The following is an 11044-nucleotide window of genomic DNA, read 5'->3' as shown; positions in this document are numbered from 1 at the left end:
GAACCGCCGCCGGATCAAGATCGGTCAGCGCGGCTCCCTCCCTGCGGGGAGTGCCTTCCCCGACAGGAGGGGACCGCTCCCGTCGGAGCCCCGCGAGGATCGGACGCATGACGAGACCGGGAGCGATCGCGCGCAGGAGCGGCAACGGCCTGACCTACGCCGTACTCGCCTGGGCCGTGGCCTACGGCGGCGTACGTCTGGCGTGGACGCTCGGAGAGGCGCCGGAGTTCGGCCCGTTCGGAACCGACCTGCTCGGCTTCACCGGCTGGCGGTCGGTGGTGTTGTGCCTGGCCGCAGGCGCGGCGGCGGTGGCGTTGGACCGGGCGACGACCTGGCGGCCGATGCTCGCGGGACTCGCCTGGGCCCTCGGTGGGGCGCTGGTCGCGGCCGCCGCGATCCTGCTGCCGGAGCTGGTGAGCCTCCTGCTGTTCGCCCGTGGCCCGTCCTTCGATCCGGTGGCGTTCGCGAGCCGACTCGGATGCGTCACCGGAGCGGTGCTGCTCGGCCTGGCCACCGCCCGCTACCAGCGGCGCACCCGGGGCGACTGCCCGGACTGCTGCCGGACGGTCCGACCCGGCCACCGGCGATCGGCACCCGCGCCGTGGGCGCGCTGGGCCGCGTACGTGGCGGTGGCCGGCCTCGTGGCCCGGTTCGCGGCCCAGGCGGTGGTGGGCTTCGACGGTCTCACGCAGGACGCCTCGGTGATCGGGTTGGAGATCGGTCTGGTGCTTGCCGGGGCGCTGCTGCCGCTGGCACTGGTGCGGCACTGGGGTGAGGTCTGGCCGGGATGGGTGCCGCTGCTCGCCGGCCGCACGATCCCCCGACGTTTGTTGCTGGTGCCCGGCTTCGGGCTCGGGGCGAGCATCGTGGCCTACTTCGGAATGGGGCTGACGCAGGTGGCATCGGGATCGGCCGGCGAGTTCTCCGACGTGTTCCTCTGGGTGGCCCTGTCGGCGTACTGCCTCCTGGGGCTGGGCCTCCTCGCCGCGTCCACCGACTACCACCTGCGCACCCGCGGCGCGTGCCGGTCCTGCGGCCGCTGACCGACCGCACTCCGGCAGACGCCCGACACCCGCATGCCCGGGTCAGCCGGTGTCGCGGTCGTGGGCCTCCCGCCGGTGGGGTGCGGGAGTCCGGCCGAGGGAGTCCTCCCGGACCGGTACCGTCCGCTGGCCGCGCGCGGCCGAACGTGGCGCTGGCGAGACGGGCCGCCGTGGCGCCTCGCCGTTCTCCGCGAGCAGGTGCTCGGTCTCCTGCACCAGGTAGTGCGGTCGGCGCTTGGTCTCGTAGTAGATCCGGCCGATGTACTCCCCGATCACGCCCAGGATCGTCATCTGGATGCCGCCGAGGCCGATCACGCTGACGATGATGGTGGTGTAGCCGGGAACGTCGATGCCCTTCTCGACGGCGTCCGCGACCACCCAGGCCATGTAGACCAGCGCGATGAGGGTGAGGAACAGGCCGCCGTAGATCGCCAGGCGCAGTGGCCGGTTGTTGAACGACAGCAGGCCGTCGAACGCGTAGTTGAAGAGCTTGCCGAACGTCCACCTGCTCCGCCCCGACTGCCGGCTCTCGTTGGGGTGTGCCACCACCGCCGTGCGGAAGCCGATCCAGGAGAACAGTCCCTTGGAGAAGCGGTTGTATTCCGGCATCGCCAGGATCGCGTCCACCGCCAGTCGGGACAGCAGACGGAAGTCACCCGCCCCGTCCTGCAGGCGCACGTCGATCCACCAGTTGATCACGCGGTAGAAGGACCGCGAGGCGACCATCCGCACGAACCGGTCGCCGCGCCGGTCCCGACGGGCGATCACCTGGTCGAAGCCCTGCTGGTACAGCATCACCATCTCGGGCAGCAGCCGCGGCGGATGCTGCAGGTCGGCGTCCATGATGACGACCGCGTCGCCGGTGGCCCGCTGCAACCCGGCGAGCATCGCCGCCTCCTTGCCGAAGTTGCGGCTCAGCGACGTGTAGCAGACGGCGGGGTCCGCGGCGGCGAGTCGACGCAGCGCCGCGAGGGTGCCGTCCTCGCTGCCGTCGTCGACGTACACCACCTCGACGTCCACGTCGGGCAGCTCGGCGAGGGCGGCGCACACGGTCTCGTGCAACCGCTCCACCGACGCTTCCTCGTTGAAGCAGGGCACCACGACTGACAAACGCACTCTCGTCACCTCGCCCCGCCCGTAGCCGGGCATCCGCTGCCGACGCCGGCCAGCCCGGCGCCCGCGCGGTCAGAGGTGGTAGACCAGCGTGCCATCAAGATCCTCCCGGGTGATACCCAGCCCGTCGACGGGCCGGGCCTCGATGCCCTCCCACGGCGTCCCCGCGGCGCGGCTCGGCACGAACACCACCGACCGCACGCCTATCCCCCGCAGGTACGCCACGCTGCCCGCATCGGGGAACGACGCCACCGCGGTCCGGGTCTGCGCCTGGCTGACCGGCTCGAAGCCGGCCAGACCGTTGGTCACCCGGGGGAATCCGTCGGTCGTCCACAGCATGTACGTCAGATCGCCCACGCTGCCGGCCGGCAGCACCAGGATCGGGTCCTGCACCGTCCGCATCGCGGCCGGTGGCTGTGGCACGGTCGGGTGGGGTGTCCGGTTGACGCCCTCCAGGGTGACCATGGTCAACGGCACCAGCAGGACCAGCGGCGTGAGGATCCGCGTCCACTGGCGGGGCGAGGACTCGCGCAGCGATTCGGCAAGCGCCGTCACCGCACCGGCGGCCAGCACCGCCAGCAGCAGGCTCGTCCAGTGCATCATCCGCCCGGGGGTACGCAACGCGTCCCAGCCCGGCAGGAGCGTGGACAGCGTCAGGTAGCCCGGGTCGCCGTCACCGCCGAGGGTGGCGCCCAGGCCCAGCAGCACCGTGCCGACCACGCCGAGCCCCAGCGCGATGCGGTGCCGCAGCGGATACGCCGAGAGGAACAGCCCGGCCGCGGCCAGCCCGATCAGCATCATCCCCGGCAGCAGCGCCATCTCCGGCGGCCAGGACAGCTGTTCGCGTGCGGCGGCGTGCCGCTCGCCCCACAGCCACGAATCCGCCGGCGCGGTGACGAACCCGATCAGCGGAGGCGAGAACATCTTCGTCCAGTCCAGCGTCCGCTCGGCCTGCGGGTTGAGATCGACGACGCGCAGGTAGACCATGCCCAGCAACAGCGTCACCGCGCCGAACGCACCCCCACCGAGCAGATCAGCGAGCAACAGCCGCCGACCGAACGGCGGGCGCTCCCGCCGCCGCCACCAGGACCAGCCGTAGCAACCCGCCGCCACCAGCACCGCGGCCAGCAGGAAGTACACCAGCGGCAGGCCGATGCCGAAGCCGAGGGTGACCTGCCAGGCGGCGACCAGCCACCCGGCCAACGCCCAGCCGGGCCGGCGGAGCTCCGGCCGGTACCCGTGGCGCAGCGACCAGCCGTGGCCACGGGCCAGCATGGCCAGCGACAGCGCGATTCCCGCGCTGGACAGGATGTTCAGGTGCCCGGAGTGCGCCAACCGCCAGGGCGCGTACGCCCACGCGATCGCGGCGACGGCCCCGCCCCACCGGTTCGCGCCGAGCTGCCGCGCCAGGGCGTACGCCCCGAGCGACGCCAAGGCGTGCAGCAGCACGTACAGCACGTTGTAGTGGATCACGGCGGCCGTGAAGCCGGAGCCGAGCATTCCCATCGGCGCGTAGCCGAGCAGGGTGTCGCTGTAGGCGTAGGTGTACTTCTCGGGGTAGAACGTGTTGGAGTGCCAGAGGTCGGCCGGGCTGCTGAGCAGAGCATGCCCCGACCAGGCGACCTGCCACGCCTGCAACAGCGGGTCGCCCAGGTCGCCGGGGATCGTGCTCGCCGGATGCCGCAGCGTCGGCCAGGTCAGCACCACCGCCAGCAGCAGGCTCGCCAGTACCGCCACGGTCCATTCCGAACGGGCCCAGCGCCATCGACCCCAATCGGCAGGTGGCCGGTCGTCGGAGATCGGCTCGGGCGGCGCGTTCTCCGTGGTCGGTGGCGGGGTGGCGGACCGGATAATCATGAAATAGATGCTCTCCAATAGTGCTGGCCTTGTCCATCCGCTGTCCGAAGCGTGGATGAGCAGGCACGGGATTCAACTGTCGCGTACCGCAGGGCGTCGCGGGCAGCGGCGACGGTGGCGCGGACGAAGTGGTCCGCGCCACCGCGCTGCCGGTTCAGCGGGTCAGGTGGCTACCCGACACGGACCAGTTGCCACTGCTGGTTGGTGCCGCCCCAGTCGGCATACTGCACGATGTTTCCACCGTCGGCGGTGGACGCGCCCTGCACCTCGACGGCCTTGCCGCTGTTGCGGTTGATCAGGCGCAGGTAGCCGCCGGAGGACTCGGCCAGCCGGAACTGCTGATTCGTGCCGTTGCCATCGCTCCACTGCACGATCGCCGCGGAGTCGGCCGTGGAGAAGTTGTAGACGTCCAGCACCTTGCCGGAGTTGCGGGACTTCAGTCGGTAGTAGCCGCCACCGGAGTCCACGAACTGCCACTGCTGCCACGCGCCGTCGTTGCGGGCCCACTGATCGATCCGCGCGCCGTCGGTGGTCGCCCGTCCGTACACGTCGAGCGCCTTACCGCTGTTGCGGTTGACCAGCACGTACCAGGCGGTGGTGTCCACCCCGGCGCTCGGCGGGGGCGTGGTGGGTGAGGTGCTGCCCCCGTTGAGGGCGTTGAGGACGGAGGTGTACGCCGGCTTCTTGTTGCCCGATCCATCGAACAGCAGCGCGTTGTCGGACCCGCGCCAGGAGTCGCTGTCCCGGACGCCCCAGGTGGTGATGCCGGCGCAGCGGGCGACGGCCAGGCAGGCGCGGGTCACCGAGGCGTAGATGTTGGCCTGGTTGGAGCCGGTCATCACGTCGAGCTCGGTGATCTGCACGTCGACGCCGAGGTCGGCGAAGCGCTGCAGGTTGGCCTGGTAGTCACTGGCCAACGTGGTGCCCAGGTGGGACTGGAAGCCGACGCAGTCGATCGGCACGCCGCGGGACTTGAAGTCGCGCACCATGTTGTAGATGCCGGTGGACTTCGCGTTGATGCCGTCGGTGTTGTAGTCGTTGTAGCAGAGCTTCGCGCCCGGGTCGGCGGCGCGGGCGGCGCGGAACGCGGCCTCGATCCAGTCGTTGCCGGTGCGCTGCAGGTTCGAGTCCCGTCGACCGCCGCTGCCGCCGTCGGCGAACGCCTCGTTCACCACGTCCCAGGCGTAGATCTTGCCCCGGAAGTGGGTGGCGACCTGCGTGACGTGGTTGATCGCGGCGTTGCGCAGCGCGGTGCCGGACATGCCCTGCGCCCAACCCGGCTGCTGGGCGTGCCACAACAGCGCGTGCCCCCGCACGCTCATGCCGTTGGCCTGCGCGTGGCTGACGAGACGATCACCACCGGTGTAGCTGAATTGGCCCTGGGACGGCTCGGTGGCGTCCCACTTCATCTCGTTCTCGGGGGTGACGCTGTTGAACTCGCTGTTGAGGATGCCGACGTACTGGCTGTTGGAGAGCTTGCCCGTCGCGACGGCGGCGCCGAAGTAGCGGCCCTTCTCGGCCGCCGACGCCTTCAACGTCGTTCCGGCGCTGGCCATCGGCGCGAGCGCCACAGTCATACCCGCGGTCAGTGCGACCGCGAGGGTCGCCGTCGCCAGCAGAGCTTTCTTGGGTCTCATGTCGTTCCTTCTCAGTGGTTGCATCGGTGGTGGTGATGTGCCACTTCACTCAGGACGAACTGGTCCCGACGGCGGACGCCGGCGTGAGCCGAGGAATCCGGAACGGTCATCCTGGGCACCGCGCACCGGCGCACGCAGCCTGGCCGGCGCTCGCCGGCAACCACGCGAGTCCTGAGACGACGTCCGCTGCCCGGGGACGCCGTGCTTCGAGGCGCGACCGCGGGACTCGCCCGGTGAGCCACTGACGCCGCCAGCCTCTGCATCGAGAGTGAGCGATAACATGCTGTTCGTCAAGACGTAACGAGCCGGCCACATGGCGACCCGGCCGAATCGGTTCGCGGAGCGTGGATCATTGCCACCTGTCGACGTCCGTACGGGAACGGTTCGACGATCCGTGCCGCCTCGACGTGGTAGGCGCACCGGGCGATGGCCTTGTTATCGCTCACAGTCCAAGTCACCTGCCCCGCGTACCGCAGGGGCCGCCGGGCGGGAATCCGCGCGCCGCTCGGGCCCGGCGAAGCTGGACCGGCGCGGTGGCCGCGGATCGGCCCGCGACAGGTGTAGCCCGAGTTACCCGGGGGCAACAGTCCGTGCATGGATGGGACGGCGTGAGGCGGCCGAAGCGGTGTTCGCCGCCGGCGGCGCTCGGCGCAGCGGCGTTCGGAGCGGCAGCACTGGGCGCGGCGGCCCTCGCCGCGGCCCTGGGCGCCGAGCCCGCACACGCCGCCCCGTCACCGTCACCGTCTGCCGGCGCGCCGGCGGAGGACGCCACCGCACCGGGGATCGTCGGGGCGCTGGTGCCCGACGTGGTCGAGACACCGCTGGACGTTGGCCTGCCCCTGCCGACAGCCCTCCCCCGACCCGTGCCGACGACCCTCCCACGGCCCGTGCCGACAGCCGTCCCCCGGCCCGTGCCGACGGCCGTCCCCCTGCCCCTGCCCCTGCCGAGCGTCACCGCTGCGCTGTCGGTCGAACCGCCGACCGCCACGCCCACCCGACGAACCCGGGCGCGACAGTCGTCCCCGCCGCCGGCCGCGCGCGTTCCGTCTGCCTCGGCCTCGCCGGCCGCACGCACCACCGCGCCACCGCCGCTGACCCACGTGACGGCGATGGTGTCCCGGGCGAGCCTTCCCGGCACCGTCGACGGCCGCGCGCCGGCTCGAACGCTGGCGGCGCTGACCGCTCGACCGCTGTCGGCACCGCACCCTCCCGCCGGGCCCTTCCCGGGGCAACCGGCGCTGGTGCCGGCATTCGTGTCCGCCCCCGTCGGCGCCAACAACGGCGCCGGCGGGCTCGACCAGAAGGCGTCGGCGGCCAACGGGCCGCCGCCCGTCGCACCGCTGCACCGGGGGCGTACCGTCCTTTCCTTCGACAGCCACGCCACCAGTCGGCCCGTGGAGCGGGGTCCCCCACCGCCACGGCAGCTCCTGATCTGTCACCCACGTCCACGACGTTGATCAGGAGAGATCATGGAACTAGCCATTATCTGGGTACCCGCCGACATCGAGCCGTCGGAGCACGCCATCGCGACGTGTCTGACCCACCTCCGCCGGCATGACTACCGACTGAGCGGGATCTTGCGGGCCCCGTGGGAGGCCGTCGAGCAGAAGATGATCGACGGAGAGGTGGACGTGGTCGTGATCGCCGACCGCGCCCATCTTCCGCCGGACCGGTCGCCCCGGATCGAGGTGGCCGCCCCGGCGTCGAGCGCCGACGAGGCCCGACCGGTGCCCGGCACCGACGTCGGATGAACCGACGAAGCACCCCGTCCATGCCGGGCGGGGTGCTTCGTCGAGCCCTCATTCGAAGCCGACGAGCCGTCGGGTCCATTCAGCCGGGGTCCGCGGCCGGTTCGGAGACGTGGGCGGTGACGATCCGCCAGCCGACGGGCAGGCGTACCCAGGTCTGGGTCTGCCGCCCGGTGGCGGCGGCGCCGGCGTACCCGAAGCGGGTCGTCACGACCGCGAGGTCCGCGCCGAACGTGCTGATCATCGGGTCGACAAGCCGTCGGCCGGCCGGCAGCGGTGGCTGCGCGGTCCGCCACTTGCGCTGCTCGTCCAACCCGTACTGGTGGTCGGCGAGGCCGAACCGCACGGTCCGGTCGGAGTCCCAGAAGTACCCGCAGATCCCCTCGGCGTCGCCGTCGACCAGCGCCCGCTCGTAGCCGGCGAAGGCCGCCGCCACCTCGGTGACCACGTCCGTCCGATCGATCTCCACGCGGTACGTCCTCTCGATCCGTCGGGTCGGCACCTGGCCGGCCCGTTGCGAAGGCGTCGGCACCTGGCCGGCCCGGTGGGAAGGTGTCGGCATCCCTCCGGGACCGCCGGCTCAGCCGCTCAGGGCCGACGTCTTCTGCTCGTCTTCCGCTCGATCGGTGGCGGGGCTGGTGGATGCGGTCGGATTGGGCGGCCGGTCCAGCTCGGCCTCCTCCGGGTCGGGATCGCGCGGCGTGGGCCGACCGAGCGCGACGATCACGCAGATCGCCGCGACGAAGAGGTAGCCGAGCGCCACCTGTCCGTTGGCGTTCCACTCGATCCGTTCGCCGTGGATCAGCCCGATGAACGAGAGCACCGCGCCGGTGCCGGCGAAGATCGCCGCCCGGACGAACCGCTTGTCGATGATGAAGACCACCACCGCGCCGAGCACCAGGCCGGCGAGGATGGCTCCCCGGCCGAGCACCAGCAGCCCGTCGTACACCACGCCGGCGCCGTTGAGCGCGTCGTCGCCGACCGCGGCGGCGCTGGTGCCGGCCGCCGCCAAGGCGTTGTCGATCTGCCCGGTCGCCCAGGCGGCGATGTTGGGAATCAGCGCGGCGACCACGGCCGCGGCGTGCGCCCGTGGGGTCGCCTGGAACGCCTGCGCCCCGATCAGCAGACCGATGTAGAGCAGGATCGGCACGATGGCCGCCGTCGGGAAGATCGCCGCGAGCAGCCCGAACATGCCGAGGAAGCAGAGCACCGCGATCACCACGCCGGTCGCCATCGAGTAGCCGCTGCGTCCACCCGCCGCCTTCCAGCCCGGGTGGCCGACGTAGACGGCGGGCGGGAACGGCGACCCGAGCGCTGCACCGATCACCGCGCCCGCGCCGTCGGCCAGCAGCACACTGCGCAGGTTGTAGTTGTCACCGGCGGTCGCCGCGCTCTCCACGTTGGTCATGCCCTCGGTGAAGTTGTAGACGCCGAGCGGAATCGCCGTCGCCAGCAACGGCGCCATGTCGGACAGCCCGGTGACCAGCAGGTCGAGCTTGAGCGAGGGTACGGCGACCGCGATGTCCCGCGCGGCCGCCGTGACGTCGGGCACCGACATCGCACCGCCGGCCCAGCCGATCGCGGTGCCCACCAGCAGCGCCGCGAGCCCGATCGGGAAGTTGAACGGCAGCTTCACGTCGGTGAGCAGACCGATCAGCAGCAACGCGAAGACCGGCAGAGCGACCCAGGCCATGCGCCACATCTGCCCGGCCGGGTTCATCGAGATGAAGGTGATCGAGATTCCGGCGAGGGTGCCGAGCAGCGCGGCCCGGGGCGCGTACCGGCGGATGTAGGGCCCGACGAACGCGCCGATCAGCACGATCACGCCGATGATGAAGGCCCACGCCAGCCCGGCCTCCCAGGCCCGCACCGGATCCTGGGTACGCAGGTAGATCGGGAGCATGATGACGAAGATGACGATGAACATGTGCGGCACGCTCGGCCCGTACGGCAGGGCCGTCACGTCGGCGCGGTTCTCCCGGCGGGCGAGGCGGCGGGCCAGGAAGGTGTAGTAGACGTTGCCCGCGACCAGGGCGATGCCGAGCGCCGGCAGGATGGTGCCGAACACCTCCCCCTCGGGAAGGTTCACCACGGCGATGCAGAGCCCGGTCAGAGTGAGCACGTTGACCAGGACGTTGACGCCGAAACCGAAGAACGCGTTGGTGTCGCCGCGCACCCAGTACGGGAGCGGGACGACTGTGGGCTTCGTGGGGACCATGGCTGCTCCCGGTCAGGAGGAGGGCTGCAACGCGGACGTGGTGGGCAGCGCGGCGCGTACCTGCGCCGAGTCGGCGACCCAGCCGAAGATCCCGCCCTGGGCGGCGATCATGTCGAGCCCGACCCGCTGGAACTCGGGGAAGTAGGACCCGACACAGTCGGCGAGCACGAGGCACTCGTACCCGCGGTCGTTGGCCTCCCGGACTGTGGTGTGCACGCACACCTCGGTGGTGACCCCGGTGACCAGGAGGCTGCGGATGCCCCGCTCGACGAGCAGGGCGTCCAGATCGGTGGCGTGGAAGGCGCCCTTGCCGGGCTTGTCGATGACCGGCTCGCCGGTCAGCGGCACCAGCTCGTCGACGATGTCGTGGCCGTACTCGCCGCGGATCAGGATCCGGCCCTTGGGGCCGGGGTCACCGATCCGCTTGCTCGGCGCGCCCCGGTGGAGCTTGGCGGGCGGGCAGTCGGACAGGTCGGGCAGGTGCCCCTCGCGGGTGTGCACGATGGTCAGGCCGACGGCGCGGGCGTCGGCCAGCAGCGCCGCGAGCGGCGCGATCGTCGTGCGTAACTGGCTGACGTCGTTGCCCAGGCTCGCACCGAAGCCGCCGGGCTCCAGGAAGTCGCGTTGCATGTCGATGACGAGCAGCGCGGTGCTCGGGAGGTCGAAGGAGTACGGGCCGGGTCGTGCGGCGATGGTCAACATGGGCGCACCTCACTTCGCCGTGGCGGCGATGACGTCCTCGGATGTGGTGACGCAGCCGAAGACGCCGCCCTGCATGGTCACCATGTGCAGCGCGGCGTCGTGGTTGGCCTTGTCGGTGGCGCCGGTGCAGTCGGAGAGGATCAGGCACTCGTAACCCCGGTCGTTCGCCTCGCGCATTGTGGTGTGCACGCAGACGTCGGTGGTGATGCCGGTGAGGATCAGGTGGGTGATGCCCCGGGTGCGGAGCACCAGGTCGAGGTTGGTGGCGTAGAAGGCGCCCTTGCCCGGCTTGTCGATGATCACCTCGCCGGCCACCGGGGCGACCTCGGGCACGATCTCCCAGCCCGGTTCACCCCGGACCAGGATCCGGCCGGCCGGGCCGGCCGTCCCGATCTCGGCGCCGATGCGCGCCGACCGCCACCGCTTGTTCGCCGGCAGGTCGGACAGCTGCGGGTCGTGCCCCTCCCGGGTGTGCACGACGAGCATCCCGAGCGATCGGGCGTGCTCCAGCAGCCGGGCGGTGGCCGGCAGGCCGGCCCGGGTGAGGCCGATGTCGTAACCCATCGCGTCGACGTAGCCGCCCGGCCCACAGAAGTCGGTCTGCCAGTCGATGCAGAGCAGTGCGGTACGCGCGGTGTCGGCCGCGCCGTCGTACGGCCACGGGTAGGGGTTGGCCGGTACCGGTCCGATGCTGCCCATCCTCTCGCCTCCTGTCGTGATCGCTGG

The 11044-nt window shown here is 71.5% G+C and carries 10 protein-coding genes; 3 read left to right on the top strand and 7 right to left on the bottom strand.

Going from position 1 to position 11044, the window contains the following annotated elements; genetic code table 11:
• Positions 1–107 precede the first annotated feature (107 nt).
• Entirely contained in the window at positions 108–1043 is a 936-nt protein-coding gene (locus ACGGAQ_RS15755) for a hypothetical protein (RefSeq protein ID WP_393049363.1), read from the top strand.
• 42 nt (positions 1044–1085) lie between these two features.
• On the opposite strand, the gene ACGGAQ_RS15750 is transcribed toward ACGGAQ_RS15755, so the two are convergent.
• The 3 genes from ACGGAQ_RS15750 to ACGGAQ_RS15740 all read right to left on the bottom strand — a co-directional run bounded on the left by ACGGAQ_RS15750 (position 1086) and on the right by ACGGAQ_RS15740 (position 5650).
• Complete coding sequence (locus tag ACGGAQ_RS15750) at positions 1086–2168, bottom strand: glycosyltransferase family 2 protein (protein ID WP_393049361.1); 1083 nt, start codon at positions 2166–2168, stop codon at positions 1086–1088.
• A gap of 60 nt (positions 2169–2228) precedes the next feature.
• The gene (locus tag ACGGAQ_RS15745) at positions 2229–4013 is read right to left on the bottom strand and encodes a hypothetical protein (RefSeq protein ID WP_393049359.1); all 1785 of its coding nucleotides are present in this window, start codon (positions 4011–4013) and stop codon (positions 2229–2231) included.
• A gap of 170 nt (positions 4014–4183) precedes the next feature.
• Positions 4184–5650 carry an endo-1,4-beta-xylanase gene (locus ACGGAQ_RS15740; protein WP_393049356.1) on the bottom strand — a complete coding sequence of 489 codons (1467 nt, stop codon included), beginning with the start codon at positions 5648–5650 and terminating at the stop codon, positions 4184–4186.
• Positions 5651–6258: 608 nt separating this feature from the next.
• On the opposite strand from ACGGAQ_RS15740, the gene ACGGAQ_RS15735 reads away from it, so the two are divergent.
• Complete coding sequence (locus ACGGAQ_RS15735) at positions 6259–7107, top strand: hypothetical protein (protein ID WP_393049354.1); 849 nt, start codon at positions 6259–6261, stop codon at positions 7105–7107.
• A 12-nt stretch (positions 7108–7119) separates the two neighbouring features.
• Positions 7120–7401, top strand: a complete 282-nt coding sequence (locus ACGGAQ_RS15730) for a hypothetical protein (protein ID WP_393049351.1) — start codon at positions 7120–7122, stop codon at positions 7399–7401.
• Between the two features lie 79 nt (positions 7402–7480).
• On the opposite strand, the gene ACGGAQ_RS15725 is transcribed toward ACGGAQ_RS15730, so the two are convergent.
• The 4 genes from ACGGAQ_RS15725 to ACGGAQ_RS15710 all read right to left on the bottom strand — a co-directional run bounded on the left by ACGGAQ_RS15725 (position 7481) and on the right by ACGGAQ_RS15710 (position 11017).
• Positions 7481–7867: an AtzH-like domain-containing protein gene (locus ACGGAQ_RS15725; protein ID WP_393049349.1), complete on the bottom strand. Its 387-nt coding sequence runs from the start codon at positions 7865–7867 to the stop codon at positions 7481–7483.
• 111 nt (positions 7868–7978) lie between these two features.
• Complete coding sequence (locus ACGGAQ_RS15720; protein WP_393049346.1) at positions 7979–9616, bottom strand: regulator; 1638 nt, start codon at positions 9614–9616, stop codon at positions 7979–7981.
• A gap of 12 nt (positions 9617–9628) precedes the next feature.
• Positions 9629–10318 (bottom strand): cysteine hydrolase family protein, encoded by a 690-nt coding sequence (locus ACGGAQ_RS15715; protein WP_393049344.1) that lies wholly within the window; start codon positions 10316–10318, stop codon positions 9629–9631.
• A gap of 9 nt (positions 10319–10327) precedes the next feature.
• Positions 10328–11017, bottom strand: coding sequence for a cysteine hydrolase family protein (locus ACGGAQ_RS15710; RefSeq protein WP_393049341.1), 690 nt, complete (start codon positions 11015–11017; stop codon positions 10328–10330).
• Positions 11018–11044: the final 27 nt, after the last annotated feature.

It is taken from the genome of Micromonospora sp. NPDC047557 (genome assembly GCF_043205095.1).
GTDB lineage: Bacteria > Actinomycetota > Actinomycetes > Mycobacteriales > Micromonosporaceae > Micromonospora.
Note: the sequence above shows the minus strand (reverse complement) of the source record. Positions and strands in the feature narration are given on the sequence as shown.